Origin of the sequence: Marinobacter metalliresistant (genome assembly GCF_038098645.1) — a bacterium.
In the GTDB taxonomy this organism is placed as follows: domain Bacteria; phylum Pseudomonadota; class Gammaproteobacteria; order Pseudomonadales; family Oleiphilaceae; genus Marinobacter; species Marinobacter metalliresistant.
Window position 1 is genome coordinate 2170215 of record NZ_CP101118.1, and the last position, 14399, is coordinate 2184613.

12 protein-coding genes and 1 tRNA gene are annotated in these 14399 nt (G+C 58.0%); all 13 read right to left on the reverse strand.

The features are described 5' to 3' along the window. Window positions 1-11 precede the first annotated feature (11 nt). Window positions 12-2147 (reverse strand): polyribonucleotide nucleotidyltransferase, encoded by a 2136-nt coding sequence (pnp, locus tag NLK58_RS10205; RefSeq protein ID WP_264756472.1) that lies wholly within the window; start codon window positions 2145-2147, stop codon window positions 12-14. A gap of 399 nt (window positions 2148-2546) precedes the next feature. Then, window positions 2547-2816 (reverse strand): 30S ribosomal protein S15, encoded by a 270-nt coding sequence (gene rpsO, locus NLK58_RS10210; protein WP_099617538.1) that lies wholly within the window; start codon window positions 2814-2816, stop codon window positions 2547-2549. Window positions 2817-2893: 77 nt separating this feature from the next. Beyond that, window positions 2894-3835 carry a tRNA pseudouridine(55) synthase TruB gene (gene truB / locus NLK58_RS10215; RefSeq protein WP_117618403.1) on the reverse strand — a complete coding sequence of 314 codons (942 nt, stop codon included), beginning with the start codon at window positions 3833-3835 and terminating at the stop codon, window positions 2894-2896. After that, window positions 3832-4257: a 30S ribosome-binding factor RbfA gene (rbfA, locus tag NLK58_RS10220; RefSeq protein WP_117618404.1), complete on the reverse strand. Its 426-nt coding sequence runs from the start codon at window positions 4255-4257 to the stop codon at window positions 3832-3834. Before rbfA ends, truB begins: the two co-directional genes overlap by 4 nt. A gap of 25 nt (window positions 4258-4282) precedes the next feature. Next, the gene (gene infB, locus NLK58_RS10225) at window positions 4283-6835 is read right to left on the reverse strand and encodes a translation initiation factor IF-2 (protein WP_117618405.1); all 2553 of its coding nucleotides are present in this window, start codon (window positions 6833-6835) and stop codon (window positions 4283-4285) included. Window positions 6836-6853: 18 nt separating this feature from the next. After that, window positions 6854-8347, reverse strand: coding sequence for a transcription termination factor NusA (gene nusA / locus NLK58_RS10230; protein ID WP_117618406.1), 1494 nt, complete (start codon window positions 8345-8347; stop codon window positions 6854-6856). 54 nt (window positions 8348-8401) lie between these two features. Beyond that, window positions 8402-8860, reverse strand: a complete 459-nt coding sequence (rimP, locus tag NLK58_RS10235) for a ribosome maturation factor RimP (protein WP_341582748.1) — start codon at window positions 8858-8860, stop codon at window positions 8402-8404. A gap of 320 nt (window positions 8861-9180) precedes the next feature. Continuing rightward, a tRNA-Leu gene (locus NLK58_RS10240) sits at window positions 9181-9265 on the reverse strand. A 7-nt stretch (window positions 9266-9272) separates the two neighbouring features. Next, window positions 9273-9653 carry a preprotein translocase subunit SecG gene (gene secG, locus NLK58_RS10245; protein ID WP_117618408.1) on the reverse strand — a complete coding sequence of 127 codons (381 nt, stop codon included), beginning with the start codon at window positions 9651-9653 and terminating at the stop codon, window positions 9273-9275. 24 nt (window positions 9654-9677) lie between these two features. Next, window positions 9678-10436, reverse strand: coding sequence for a triose-phosphate isomerase (tpiA, locus tag NLK58_RS10250; protein ID WP_341582749.1), 759 nt, complete (start codon window positions 10434-10436; stop codon window positions 9678-9680). A 75-nt stretch (window positions 10437-10511) separates the two neighbouring features. Then, window positions 10512-11855, reverse strand: coding sequence for a phosphoglucosamine mutase (gene glmM, locus NLK58_RS10255; RefSeq protein WP_117618410.1), 1344 nt, complete (start codon window positions 11853-11855; stop codon window positions 10512-10514). Continuing rightward, window positions 11855-12685, reverse strand: coding sequence for a dihydropteroate synthase (folP, locus tag NLK58_RS10260; protein WP_117618411.1), 831 nt, complete (start codon window positions 12683-12685; stop codon window positions 11855-11857). The genes glmM and folP overlap by 1 nt, the downstream gene beginning before the upstream one ends. 92 nt (window positions 12686-12777) lie before the next feature. After that, entirely contained in the window at window positions 12778-14166 is a 1389-nt protein-coding gene (gene ltrA, locus NLK58_RS10265) for a group II intron reverse transcriptase/maturase (RefSeq protein WP_117620288.1), read from the reverse strand. Window positions 14167-14399 lie beyond the last annotated feature (233 nt).

Genomic DNA, 14399 nt, shown 5'->3' on the forward strand with positions numbered 1-14399 from the left:
AGGGTTTGCTATCAGGCAGAGAAATCGGTCGGCTGGTCGCCTTCCTTGATTTCCTTCATGGACAGCTTGACGCGGCCACGGTTGTCGACATCCAGAACCTTAACCAGAACTTCCTGACCTTCGCTCAGCTCGTCAGTCACATTCTCGATGCGGCGATCAGAAATCTGGGAAATGTGCACCAGACCATCCTTGCCAGGCAGGATATTGACGAAGGCACCGAAGTCCACAATGCGCTCAACGCGGCCCTTGTAGATAGCGCCAACCTCGATCTCCGCAGTGATTTCCTTCACCCGGTTCACCGCCGCCTGGGCTGCTTCCTGGTTATCCGCGTAGATCTTCACGTTACCGTCGTCATCCAGATCAATGGAAGCACCGGTTTCGTCACAGATGGAGCGAATCATGGAACCGCCCTTACCGATAACGTCACGGATCTTCTCCGGATTGATCTTGATGGTGGTGATGCTCGGCGCACGGGAAGACAGCTCGGCGCGGGGAGCGGAGATAACCTTGTTCATCTCGCCCAGAATGTGCAGACGGGCTGCGTGCGCCTGCTCAAGAGCAAGCTCCATGATCTCGTCGGTGATGCCGTTGATCTTGATATCCATCTGCAGGGCAGTCACGCCCTCTTGGGTACCGGCAACCTTGAAGTCCATGTCGCCCAGGTGATCTTCGTCACCCAGGATGTCGGTCAGAATCGCAAACTTGTCGTCTTCCTTGACCAGACCCATGGCAATACCGGCAACCGGTGCCTTGATCGGCACACCCGCATCCATCAGCGCCAGGCTGGAACCACAGACCGAAGCCATGGAGCTGGAACCGTTGGATTCAGTGATCTCGGAAACCGCACGGATTGCATACGGGAACTCTTCCAGAGTCGGCATAACCGCCAGAACGCCCCGCTTGGCCAGACGACCATGACCAACCTCACGACGGCCCGGGGTGCCAACACGGCCTGCTTCACCAACCGAATACGGAGGGAAGTTGTAGTGGAACAGGAACGGGTCCTTACGCTCGCCTTCCAGGGCATCAATGATCTGCACATCGCGGGAGGTACCCAGCGTAGTGGTCACGATGGCCTGGGTCTCGCCACGGGTAAAGAGGGCGGAACCGTGAACACTGGGCAGAACACCCACTTCGATTTCGATCGGGCGAACGGTTTTGTTGTCACGGCCATCGATGCGGGGCTTGCCCTCGATAACCTGATGACGAACGATGGCTTTCTCCACCTTGCCAAAATACTTTTTGACTTCATCCGCGGAAGGCTGACCTTCCTCTTCGCCGGCCAGTTTTTCAACCAGTGCCGTCTTGATTTCGCCCAGACGCGCGTAGCGCTCCATCTTGTCGCGAATGCCGTAGGCTTCCTCGATGGCTGCGGAGGCCTCGGCCTTGACGGCATTCAGCAGCTCAGTGTTCTCTGCCGCTGGCTGCCAGTCCCAGCGCGGCTTGCCGATTTCAGCGGCAAATTCCTTGATCGCGGCTACGGCCACCTGCATTTCCTGATGGGCGTACAGAACACCACCCAGCATCTGGTCTTCCGTCAGGCCCTTGGCTTCGGACTCAACCATCAGAACCGCGTCTTCGGTACCGGCCACCACCATGTCCAGCAGGGAGGTTTGCAGCTCTTCAAACGTCGGGTTCAGGAAGTAGCCGCGCTCGTTGGTGTAACCAACGCGGGAGGCGCCGATCGGGCCATCGAACGGGATGCCGGAGATAGACAGCGCCGCCGAGGCGGCCAGCATCGCGGCAATATCCGGATCCTGATTCTTGCTGGAGGACATGACCGTGGTAATGACCTGAACTTCGTTCATGAAGCCGTTCGGGAACAGCGGACGAATCGGACGGTCGATCAGGCGGGACGTCAGGGTTTCCTTCTCGGAAGGACGACCTTCACGCTTGAAGAAACCACCGGGGATTTTGCCCACGGCGTAGGTCTTCTCGAAGTAGTTCACGGTCAGCGGGAAAAACGGCTGGCCAGGCTTGGCTTCCTTGGCGCCAACAACGGTACCGAGCACCGAAATATCATCAACGGTTACCAGCACCGAACCGGTGGCCTGGCGGGCAATACGGCCGGTTTCCAGAGTGACGGTCTTGCCGCCAAGCTCAAACGATTTCTTGAAAGGTTTCAGATCCACAAAAAACTCCTGCATTAATTCTTCATATAGATTGGATAGATCGCGAAGACGGGGTCGAAAGCTTCGAATAAGGGGTCAGATGAAAGCTTTCATCTGACCCCGGGTTCATACCCCGAATTCACGCTGTTCTGCAGATGATGTGATGTGATCCGAAGGGCAACCCGTCTGAAAGCTAACAGGCTGTTGCAAAACCCCGGTCTGTCGGGCGGCAATTCCATAGGCCGCCGGGCCCGGGTTTTTTCAACAACCTGCTATCAATTTCGGCTTTCCATTACGACAAGGAATCCTTCGGTGCCACGGACAATACAACTGCAGTGCGAGACAAGCACAACCAGCAAGCCCCGCAAAAGGACCTGCTGGTTGAAGACTGCCACCGGCGTTACCGGCCCAGCCCTCAGGTCGTAAAGACCCGGATCAGCGACGCAGACCCAGACGCTGGATAAGCTCCAGGTAACGGTCAGCGTTCTTGCGCTTGAGGTAGTCCAGCAGCTTACGGCGCTGGTTTACCATCCGGATCAGGCCACGGCGGGAATGGTGATCCTGCTTGTTGACCTTGAAGTGATCCTGCAGCTTGTTGATGTTGGCGCTCAGCAGTGCAACCTGAACTTCAGGAGAACCGGTATCGCCATCACCTTGCTGAAAATCATTAACGATCTGTGCTTTCTCATTGGCAGAGAGTGCCATAACTCACCTCATTGTTGCGATGCTTTCAGATCCGGCCGAACCGCGCATCTCTACAGCCCGGCTAAACAGCGTTGCGCCTATGGCTTGCCGCTGCTCTTCACCAGCCGGCGGGGGACCAGACTGGTCTCCTCACCTTCCGGGAATGCTTCTGCCAGCCCGACAAAACCTTCACTGCGGTTCTCTTTTGCATAGACACGCACGAAGCCTTCATGGGCTTGACCCGGTATTCTAACCGGTTGTCCGTTCAATATCGATACCAGCGCCGGCCCCGCCAGATGGTGCTCCGGGAACATGGACAGCGCGGCATCCGGGGCGACCAGAAGGCCGTCCAGGCTTTCGCCACGCTCTCGCATGTCTTCCAGGTCTTTGACCACATGGGCATTGGCCAGGGTGAACCCCGAAGCCATGGTACGGCGCAGGGCCGATACATGGGCGCCACAACCGAGGGCTTCGCCAATATCCTCAACCAGTGAGCGAATGTACGTACCCTTGGTGCAACTGACGGCGATATCCAGCTCATTCTCACGAATGTCCAGAAGTGTCAGTTCGTAGATGGTGACTGGCCGGGCCGGTCGCTCCACTTCAATGCCTTCCCGGGCGTATTCGTAGAGCGGGCGCCCCTTGTGCTTAAGCGCCGAATACATGGAGGGGACCTGCAGGATATCGCCCCGGAACCGGTCCAGAACCGGCTCCAGCACCTCAGAGGAAAGACCTGCCGGTACCGGCTTCTCGGCAACGATGGCCCCTTCACTGTCGCCAGTTTCGGTGCTGATCCCGAGCCGTGCGGTGGCAATGTAGGCTTTGTCGCTGTCCAGCATCATCTGGGAGAACTTGGTGGCCTCACCGAAACACAGCGGCAACACACCGGAGGCCAGCGGGTCCAGCGCACCGGTGTGACCCGCCTTGGCCGCACCGAACAGACGCTTAACCTGTTGCAGAATGCCATTGGAGGTGACACCCAGCGGCTTGTCGATCACCAGAATGCCGTTGACGTCACGGCCCTTGCGTCTGCGGCTCAAGCGTTACGCTCCGGATCGTCCTGGCCTTCACCTTCATCACGGTCCACGGCGGGCTTGTCACCAACAGCTTCGCGAATGAGGCTGTCCATCTTGCGGCTATAGCCCTGCAAAGCATCAAAATGGAACCGGAGCTGCGGCACAACCCGCAGCTTCATGGCACGCCCCACCTGCCCGCGAAGAAAGCCCGACGCCTTGTTGAGAACAGCGATAGACTCTTTGACTTCCGGAGACTCCTCCGTCAGCTCTTCGGTGGAAAGCAGGGACACGTAGATATCGGCGTAGCCAAGGTCACGACTGACCTTGACTGCATTTACCGTAACCATGCCCACCCGCGGGTCTTTGACTTCCCGCTGGATGAGCTGGGCCAGCTCCCGTTGCATCTGATCGCCGATGCGATCAATCCGGCTGAACTCTCTTGGCATCAGGCTTCCCTTAACCTCAGGCGCATCATGCGCCGGTGGACTCAAGCTTGCGCTCGACCCGGACGCGATCGAATACTTCGATCTGGTCGCCGACTTTCACGTCGTAACCCTTAACACCGATGCCGCACTCCATGCCATTACGGACTTCAGGAACGTCGTCCTTGAAGCGGCGCAGGGATTCCAGCTCACCTTCAAAGATAACCACGTTGTCCCGAAGAACCCGGATCGGTTTATTCCGGTAAACGGTACCTTCGGTCACCATGCAGCCAGCCACCTGACCAAACTTCGGCGAACGGAAGACGTCGCGAACATCGGCAATGCCGACAATGTCTTCACGGAATTCCGGTGCCAGCATGCCGGTCAGGGCTGCCTTCACATCATCAATCAGGTTGTAGATGATGCTGTAGTAGCGAAGATCCAGACCTTCCTGCTCAACCAGGCGTTTGGACGCTGTATCGGCACGAACGTTGAAGCCGAAGATAACGGCGTTGGTTGCCATGGCCAGGCTGACGTCGGTCTCGGCAATACCACCGACACCGGACGATACAATCTTCACCTGAACCTCGTCATTACCAAGGTCCTGCAGGGCTTTGGTAATGGCTTCCAGAGAACCACGAACGTCGGTCTTGAGCACCACATTGAGGGTTTTGACCTCGTCCTTGCCCATATTCTCGAACAGGTTCTCGAGCTTTGCCGCCTGCTGGCGCTGGAGACGCTGCTCCCGCTCGCGGGTCTGGCGGAACTCGGCCAGCTCTTTGGCCTTCTTCTCGTCGGCAACTGCGAAGAATTCGTCACCGGCATCCGGTGTTCCGTTCAGACCGAGGATTTCGACCGGAATGGAGGGGCCAGCTTCCCTGACCTGTTTGCCGGCTTCATCGGTCATGGCCCGGACCTTACCAAAGTAGGCACCGGCCACAACCATGTCACCCTGGCGCAGGGTACCATTCTGAACCAGTACGGTTGCAACGGAGCCGCGTCCACGCTCAAGACTGGACTCGACCACAACCCCTTTGGCCGGGGCGTCCGTTACCGCCTGCAGCTCCAGAACTTCGGCCTGCAGCAGCAGAGCTTCCAACAGATCGTCGATGCCCGCACCGGTGTGAGCAGAGACCGGCACAAACTGGACATCACCGCCCCAGTCTTCCGGAATCACTTCCATACCGGCCAGCTCCGTCTTGATGCGATCCGGATCGGCTTCTTCCTTATCCATCTTGTTCATCGCAACCACGATGGGCACACCGGCTGAACGGGCATGCTGGACAGCTTCCTTGGTCTGGGGCATCACACCGTCATCGGCTGCAACCACCAGGACCACGATATCGGTGCACTGGGCACCACGGGCACGCATCGCAGTAAATGCAGCGTGGCCCGGCGTATCCAGGAAGGACACCATGCCGTGATCCGTTTCAACGTGGTAGGCACCAATGTGCTGGGTAATGCCACCGGATTCACCGGAGGCCACCTTGGTACGGCGGATGTAGTCCAGCAGTGACGTTTTGCCATGGTCAACGTGACCCATCACACTCACAACCGGAGCGCGCTGGGTCTTTTCGCCGCCTTCAAAGGAGAATTCGCTCAGAACCTCCTCTTCGAACGCGTCATCGCTGACTGTCTTGGGCGTGTGACCCAGTTCTTCGGTCACCAGAACGGCAGTTTCCTGATCCAGTGCCTGGTTGATGGTGGCCATAACGCCCATACCCATCAGGGTCTTGATTACGTCAGCCGACTTGACCGCCATGCGCTGGGCAAGGTCTCCTACAGTAATCGTTTCCGGAATCTCTACTTCTCTGACCATTGGTTTGGTCGGCCTCTCGAAGCCATGACGCTTCTCTTTGGGTTTCTTTTTCGCACGTAGCGGCTTACGCAGCGTGGTATCTTCCTCGTCTTCGGAGATCACCAGCGGCTCTTCCACCGGACGAGCGCGAGGACCGCGATGGCCAGCCTGCTTTTTCTTGGGCTTGCCTTCTTCGACCTCGTCGCTGCGTTCGCGAACCTTTTCTTTCTTCTTCTTCGGCTTGCGATCCTTGCCCTCGCCCTCAGGCGGTGGCATGGGAATGTCTTCCGGAGCGGGAGCTGGCTCTGCTGCTTTCTTCGGCTCTGCCTTCCCGGCCTGTTCCTGCTGTGCAGCCTCTTCCGGGGTCGCTGCCTCAGCCGGGGACGGCTTCTCAGCCTCCGCCTGTGGAGCCTGCTCGGCTGCCGCCTTTGGCGCTTCTTCCACCGGCGGCTGCTCTTGCGCCTGCTCTACGACCAGCTCTTCCTGTTTCGACGCTTCAGCTTCAGGCTGCAGTTCAGCCCGCTTGATGTACGTACGGCGCTTGCGAACCTCAACATTGACGGTTTTTGCCTTGCCCGCCTTGAGGGTCGTGGTGGTCTTGCGCTTCAGGGTAATCTTGCGCGGCTCGGCACCGGCCTCACCGTGGGTCTTTCTCAAATAGGCCAGCAACTGCTGCTTCTCATCGCTGGAGACAGAATCACTCTCGGAGCGGGCCTTCAGGCCAGCCTCCACAATCTGCTTCAGCAAACGATCCACGGGAGCGCCTACATCTTCGGCCAGTTGTTTTACCGTTACTTCAGCCATACTGGTCCTCCTCCCGAATTAGGCCTGGTCTTCAAACCAGGGGGCACGTGCGGTCATGATAAGCTGACCGGCACGCTCTTCATCCATACCATCAATATCGAGCAGGTCGCCAACGGACTGCTCTGCCAGATCTTCCATGGTGCGCACACCCATGCCAGCCAGCTTGAAGGCCAGGCTACGGTCCATGCCGTCCATACCAAGAAGATCCTCTGCCGGCTCGGCACCCTCAAGTGCCTCCTCGCTTGCCAGGGCCTGGTTCAGCAGGACATCCTTGGCACGACGACGCAGTTCAGTGACGGTCTCTTCGTCAAAACCTTCGATCGCCAGCATCTCTTCCATTGGCACATAGGCTACCTCCTCGATCGAAGTAAACCCTTCCTCAATCAGTACACCGGCGAACTCTTCATCAATATCCAGGTTGCCAGTGAAATGCTCGACAAGTCGATTGTACTCCTGCTCCTGACGCTCACCGGCTTCTTCTTCGGTCATCACGTTCAGGGTCCAGCCTGTCAGTTCGGTAGCCAGGCGAACATTCTGGCCGTTCCGGCCAATCGCCTGGGCCAGATTGTCTTCCGCCACAGCCACTTCCATGGTGTGCCGGTCTTCATCCATTACGATGGAGGCAACCTCCGCCGGGGCCATGGCATTAATCACCAACTGGGCCGGGTTATCGTCCCAGAGTACGATGTCGACACGCTCACCACCGAGCTCGTTGGAAACGGCCTGAACGCGGGACCCGCGCATACCAACACAGGCGCCAACCGGATCAATGCGGCGATCATTGGTTTTTACTGCGATCTTGGCCCGGGAGCCAGGATCCCTTGCGGCACCACGGATCTCGATCAGCTCTTCCGCGATTTCCGGCACCTCAATGCGGAACAGCTCGATCAGCATCTGCGCTGCGGTGCGGCTCAGGATCAGTTGGGGGCCGCGATGGTCGGTACGGATCTCCAGAAGCAGGGAGCGCACCCTGTCGCCCATACGGAAGGTTTCCCGGGGAATCAGGTGCTCCCGGGGCAACAGCGCCTCGGCGTTACTGCCCAGATCAACAATGACATTGTCGCGAGTCACTTTTTTGACCGTACCAGACACCAGCTCACCAACACGGTCACGGTAGCTGTCGACAATTTTCATGCGCTCAGCTTCACGGACCTTCTGGAAGATAATCTGCTTGGCAGCCTGGGCTCCGATCCGACCGAAGGCCTCGGATTCAATTTTCTCTTCATGAATATCGCCCGGCTTCAGCGCCGTGTCGATTTCCTCGGCTTCCTGCAGAGTGAGCTCTGTACCCAGCGCAGGAACCGCATCGTTGTCCACAACCAGCCAACGGCGGAAGGTTTCATATTCCCCGGTTTTCCGGTCGATCGAAACCCGGATATCCGCCTCTTCGTCATCAAAGCGTTTTTTGGCCGCGGTGGCCAGTGCCAGCTCGATCGCTTCGAAAATCACATCCTTCTCGACACCTTTCTCGTTCGAGACGGATTCAACCACCAGCAAGATCTCTTTACTCATTGGATTGCCCTGCCCTCAACATAAACTGTGCGTCCACTGACTTTTTCATATCGTTCATTCGAATACCGGTACGATGTGGGCCTTTTCGATGCTGTCAAAAGGCAACAGATATTCGTGGTCATCAACCACCACCACATCATCACCTTCGACACCCTTGATGAGCCCCTGGAACTTCCGGCGCCCTTCAAATGCCATCCGGAGACGAATCTGAACCTGGTGGCCGACAAAGGCTTCGTATTGCTCCAGACGAAACAGCGGGCGATCCATCCCCGGGGATGAAACCTCCAGTGTGTATTCGGTCTGGATGGGATCTTCCACATCCATCACACCGCTGATCTGGCGACTGACTTTTTCGCAGTCCTCGATTCCGATACCGTTCTCGGCATCGTCAATAAATACCCGCAGCAGGGAATGATGGCCCTGTGAGCGGAATTCAATGCCCCAGAACTCATACCCCAGACCCTCAATTACAGGCCGAAGAATGTCTTCCAGTTGTTTAAGCTTGGCTGACAAGTTACGCCTTCTCCGTTATCAGATTTACCGGCCCCAAAAACAAAAAAAGGGCTGTTTTATCAGCCCTTTTTATGCACCAGGGCCCTTTGCGCCAGGCCCCTTAATCAAAAAGCCCCGAACAATGGGGCCTTTTGTTGCAAGAACTCGCAGGAAGCAAACCGATGTACCGCTTCCTGCTGACAGACACCTGGCCTGCCAGAAACCCGCCAGCACCACGCGGCAGGTCCCAATCTCCGCCGGAGTATAGAGACGCCGGGCAGAGTGGTCAAGGACTGACCAAAAAAAACGGCCTGGAGAGTCCAAGCCGCTTTTCTTCTATATGGTGCCCGGGGCCGGACTCGAACCGGCACAGCTTTCGCCACTACCCCCTCAAGATAGCGTGTCTACCAGTTTCACCACCCGGGCAACATTCTTACTCGAGTTCAGGGAGACCAGACTCCCCGCCCCCGGTTTCGCTGGAGGAAGCCTTACCATTTCCAGCGGCACTGTCAGCCGGTGCGGTGGCAGCGGATTCCTCGACTACAGGAATACCTGCTTCCCCGGCCAGTTCGGCGCGCTGCTTGGCAAAGACCGCCAGCGAGAAACTTGTCACAAAAAATACAATGGCGAGCAGAGTCGTAAAGCGGGTCAGAAAACTGCCACTACCCTGACTACCGAATACTGTCTGAGAGGCACCACCACCAAAGGCAGCTCCTGCGTCAGCACCCTTGCCCTGCTGGATCAGCACAAGACCCACCAGCGCCACCGCGATCACGACGTGCACAACGACAACCAGTGTCTCTAACCAATCCATAACGACTCTCGCGAACCTTTAACTTTAGGCATCTGCCGGAACCGCCCGGCAAATACTTACAAATTCTTCTGCTATCAGCGACGCTCCGCCGATCAAGCCGCCATCAACATCCGGCTCGGCAAAAAGCGCCGCTGCATTATCCGCTTTTACACTGCCCCCGTAAAGCAGCGATATCTCTTCCGCCGGGGCACCCATCCCTGCCAGCACTTTTCTGATCGACGCGTGCATGGCCTGGGCATCTTGCGCGGTGGCTGTTTTGCCGGTGCCAATAGCCCATACAGGCTCGTAAGCAACGACAACACGCGACCACTGATCCGGCGTCACTGCTGCCAGCCCTTTCCGGACCTGACCTGCAACAACCGACTCCGCCTCGCCAGCCTCCCGCTGTTCAAGCGTTTCACCGACACAGACGATGGCGTCCAGATCATTGCCAACGAGGCGCTCAACTTTTGCAGCCACCATGTCGTCGCTTTCAGCAAAGATCTGACGACGTTCAGAGTGACCCACCAGACCGTAACGGCAACCCTGATCTCTTGCCATCCCAGCGGAAATCTCACCGGTATAGGCTCCGGATTCCCACTGCCCGACGTTCTGAACACCCAATGCCAGCGCATCACCGGCCTGGGCGACCGCATCTCCGATATAAATTGCGGGAGGAATGATAACAACCTCAACGCCATTATCAAGAGACTCGACCTGGGATCGCACATAGCCTACCAGCGTTTGGGCCAGGTCTCTTGACCCGTTCATCTTCCAGTTTCCGGCTACGATCTTACGACGCATAACAGTTCCCGAACGTGAGGGAGGGCGAACTATACAGCACTCCCTCCCGGCAGACAACCGCCTGAAAACACAAAATTAAGCGGCAGAATTCTCCACCACTTTCGCCAGTTCCTCGACAACCCGCAGGATATCCTCTGCGTCCTGTCCTTCGGCCATAACCCGGATCAACGGTTCGGTTCCAGAGGCTCTGAGCAGGATTCGCCCGGAGCTGCCCAGATCAGATTCGGCCTTTTGCACCGCAGCAACAATGTCGTCTCGGCTGAACGGATCGAAACGCTGGCTTACACGCACGTTAATCATCTTCTGAGGCAGCTTGCTCATGCCCAGACGGATGTCGGAAAGCGTCTTCCCCGATTTTCTGACCGCCAGCAGGGTCTGCAACGCCGAGACAATCCCATCTCCGGTACTCGTGCAGTCACGAATAACCATATGACCCGAGCCTTCACCGCCGAGTACCCAGTTGTTGGCCACCAGGCGCTCCATTACGTAGCGATCGCCGACATTGGCGCGCTCGAATTCGATGCCAATCTCATTCAGTGCCAGCTCGACACCAAGGTTGGTCATCAGGGTACCGACAACCCCGCCTTTCAGGCTGCCCTCCGCAAAGCGCTGGGAGGCAATCACGTAGAGAAGTTCATCGCCATCCACTTCGGAGCCGTCGCGGTCCACCATCAGCACCCGGTCACCGTCGCCGTCAAAAGCGATGCCAAGATCCGCCCCCTTTCCAACAACAGCTGCCTTCAGCGCTTCCAGATGGGTAGAGCCAACGTTCAGGTTGATATTCAGACCATCGGGATCGGCGCCAATCACCGACACCCTGGCGCCAAGCTCACTGAATACCTTAGGGGCAACGTGATAAGTGGCACCGTGAGCGCAATCCAGCACGATTTTCATGCCATCCAGGGTGAATTCGTTCGGCACGGTACTTTTGCAGAATTCCACATACCGGCCCGGGGCATCGTCCACCCGAGAGGCCTTGCCAAGCTCCGCCGGCTCACACACCTGAATCGGCATGTCCAGCCAACGCTCGATTTCCGCTTCCAGGGCGTCATCGAGCTTGGTGCCGTCAGCCGAGAAAAACTTGATGCCATTGTCGTGATGAGGGTTATGGGACGCACTGATCACGATACCGGCCGAGGCCCGGAATGTACGGGTGAGATAGGCGATGGCTGGTGTCGGCATCGGGCCAAGCAGTTTTACATCAACACCGGCGGCTGAAAGTCCGGCCTCGAGGGCGGATTCAAACATGTAACCGGAGAGGCGGGTGTCCTTGCCAATCAATACACTGTTGCGATGGCCATCGCGCTTGAACGCCTGACCGGCGGCCCAGCCCAACTTGAGCATGAATTCGGGGGTAATCGGAAACTCACCGACACGGCCGCGGATGCCGTCGGTGCCAAAATATTTTCTTTCGGACATTAGCCTGCCTCCTTCACTGCCGTCACCACACGGACGGCGTCCACAGTTTCCCTGACATCGTGCACGCGAATTATGCTGGCACCTTTCATGGCGGATATTGTCGCGGCCGCGAGACTTGCGGGCAACCTTTCATTCACATCGCGTCCGGTGATATGGCCGAGCATGGACTTCCGGGAAACCCCAATCAGCAGCGGGTGCCCGAGGATATGCATCTGCTCAAGGGAAGCGAGCAGCTGCAGGTTGTGCTCGAGACTCTTGCCAAAACCGAAGCCCGGGTCGAGCAGAATATTCTCCGGACGAACGCCGGCCATTTCGGCTACACGCATTCGCTCCGAGAGAAACGAACTCACCTCCCGGCGGACATTCCGGTACTCCGGGCAATCCTGCATGGTGTCCGGCTCGCCCTGAATATGCATGATACACACCGGTATGGCAGCCCGGGCGACCACCTCCGGCGCGCCTTCCCGCTGAAGCGCACGCACATCGTTAATCAGGCCTGCCCCGAGTTTCGCCGTTTCCGCCATCACTTCCGGCGCACTGGTGTCCACCGAGACCACGGCATCCAGCTCTCGGGCAACCGCTTCAACCACCGGGCAGACCCGATCCAGCTCTTCCTGAACCGACACCGGCGTCGCACCCGGACGGGTCGACTCACCACCGATATCGATAAATGTCGCACCATCGGCCACCATTTGCCTGGCCCGCTGGAGAGCCACGCCAGGCCGGTTGAACTTCCCTCCATCGGAAAAGGAATCCGGCGTTACGTTTAAAATCCCCATTACGTGGCAGCGGGACATATCCAGCTCCCGCCCGGCAAAATTCATTTTCATGGCAAACCTTTTTCAGACTGGATCGAGTAGGAGGGGGAGTTACCTCCCCCGTCCTCTCACACCACCGTACGTACGGTTCCGTATACGGCGGTTCATGGCTGGCTCTGAAGCCGAGTCATCGTATCCAACAAGCTTACCAGAGACAGGCGGTTAAAGACCTTCTTGGGGAGTGCGGCATTCATATGCGATGCCCCGCTATTCCACCAAGGCCCGCGCCCGTTTGTCGCGCTTTTCCAAGCCCGTTCCTCCACCAGTCCAAGCCGCATCAGGTTGCGAGCTCGAGTGTGAACTCGCTTCCATTGTCGCCACAGGATCAGGCGGAGTCGTCGCCGTACCCACCCGTCCATCGCCTCTACCGAGCGCTTTGAGTCGGTCAGGCGGTAGTAGTTCGCCCACCCTCGCAGCACTGGATTCAGGTGTTGGATGGTGGTCAGCAGCGATCGCCCCCGTGATCGTCGGAGCAACTGACGCAGGTTGGCCTGATGAGCTTTCAGGCTCTTGGGCGCAATCCTCAGCCGAACCTGTTTGTGCCAGCTTACGCTGTAACCCAGATAGCTCCGGCGCCAAGGCCGATCCACGGCGCTTTTCTCCGTGTTGATCTTCAGGCGCAAGTGCGTTTCCAGATAGTGGGTGAGGCTGGCCATGATCCGGTGCCCGGCTCGCTTGCTACGAACGTAGATATTGCAGTCGTCCGCGTAGCGGCAGAACCGATGGCCCCGGCGCTCCAGCTCCCTGTCCAGTTCGGTCAAAAGAACATTGGAGAGCAGAGGCGAGAGCGGGCCGCCTTGTGGCGTCCCTTCCCGTCTCGGGCTGACCACCCCACCGTCCAGCATGCCGGCTTCCAGATAACGTCGGATCAGGGTCAGTATCCGGCGGTCGGTGATGCGACGAGCCAGCAGGCTCATCAGCACATCGTGGTTGACCCGGTCAAAGAACTGGGCCAGATCCAGATCGACCACCCAACGGTGGCCCTCATTGATGTGCTGCTGCATCGCCTTGACCGCCTGATGGGCACTTCTCCCAGGCCGGAAGCCGTAACTGTGATCCGAGAAGGTCGGTTCCAGCATCGGGCTCAGCACTTGGTGAAGGGCTTGTTGAATCAGGCGATCTTGTACCGTCGGAATACCCAGTACCCGTTCGCCGCCTTGCGGCTTGGGGATACTGACCCGGCGTATGGGCTGAGGATGGTAGCGTCCGGCCAATAAGCGCTCACGCACCGTTGGCCAATGCTGTTGCAGGTGGCCTTTCAGGGCCGTTGTGGGCATCTGATCGACGCCAGCTGCGCCCTTGTTGGACACCACCCGCTGATACGCACGCATCAGGTTCGGGCGCTCAAGCACCTGTTCCATCCGCGCGTTCGGCTCCGCGTTCGTCCACGAATGAGCCTCCGCGTCTGCCTCGACACGGGCACCAGTCTCTGCCGGATTCCGTCCGGCGCCTCCCTGATTGCCCTGACCCATCCGGGCCGCTTCTGTCTTCATAAGCACACCACGAGCACTCATCGCCTACTTGCGGTCAACCATGTTCAGCCCTTCAGTGTGCGGTGACACACCTACTATGGCCTCTGCTGAGTTCTGGCTTCCCATCCCCACCCCTCACGAGGTGAGTAGCACGGTGGCAGAAAACCAGACTTCCCAGGGTAAGACGCGTGACCTTCACACTTATACCCGCCGCATCTACGTTCACACCTTCTGTGCAAGTATCGGGCTTTGAC

Bases quoted from the DNA above. Each gene is read 5' to 3' on its own strand.
- pnp (WP_264756472.1), bottom strand. From the start codon at position 2,147: ATGCAGGAGTTTTTTGTGGATCTGAAACCTTTCAAGAAATCGTTTGAG.
- rpsO (WP_099617538.1), bottom strand. From the start codon at position 2,816: ATGGCACTCTCTGCCAATGAGAAAGCACAGATCGTTAATGATTTTCAG.
- rbfA (WP_117618404.1), bottom strand. From the start codon at position 4,257: ATGCCAAGAGAGTTCAGCCGGATTGATCGCATCGGCGATCAGATGCAA.
- infB (WP_117618405.1), bottom strand. From the start codon at position 6,835: ATGGCTGAAGTAACGGTAAAACAACTGGCCGAAGATGTAGGCGCTCCC.
- nusA (WP_117618406.1), bottom strand. From the start codon at position 8,347: ATGAGTAAAGAGATCTTGCTGGTGGTTGAATCCGTCTCGAACGAGAAA.
- secG (WP_117618408.1), bottom strand. From the start codon at position 9,653: ATGGATTGGTTAGAGACACTGGTTGTCGTTGTGCACGTCGTGATCGCG.
- tpiA (WP_341582749.1), bottom strand. From the start codon at position 10,436: ATGCGTCGTAAGATCGTAGCCGGAAACTGGAAGATGAACGGGTCAAGA.
- glmM (WP_117618410.1), bottom strand. From the start codon at position 11,855: ATGTCCGAAAGAAAATATTTTGGCACCGACGGCATCCGCGGCCGTGTC.
- folP (WP_117618411.1), bottom strand. From the start codon at position 12,685: ATGAAAATGAATTTTGCCGGGCGGGAGCTGGATATGTCCCGCTGCCAC.
- ltrA (WP_117620288.1), bottom strand. From the start codon at position 14,166: ATGAAGACAGAAGCGGCCCGGATGGGTCAGGGCAATCAGGGAGGCGCC.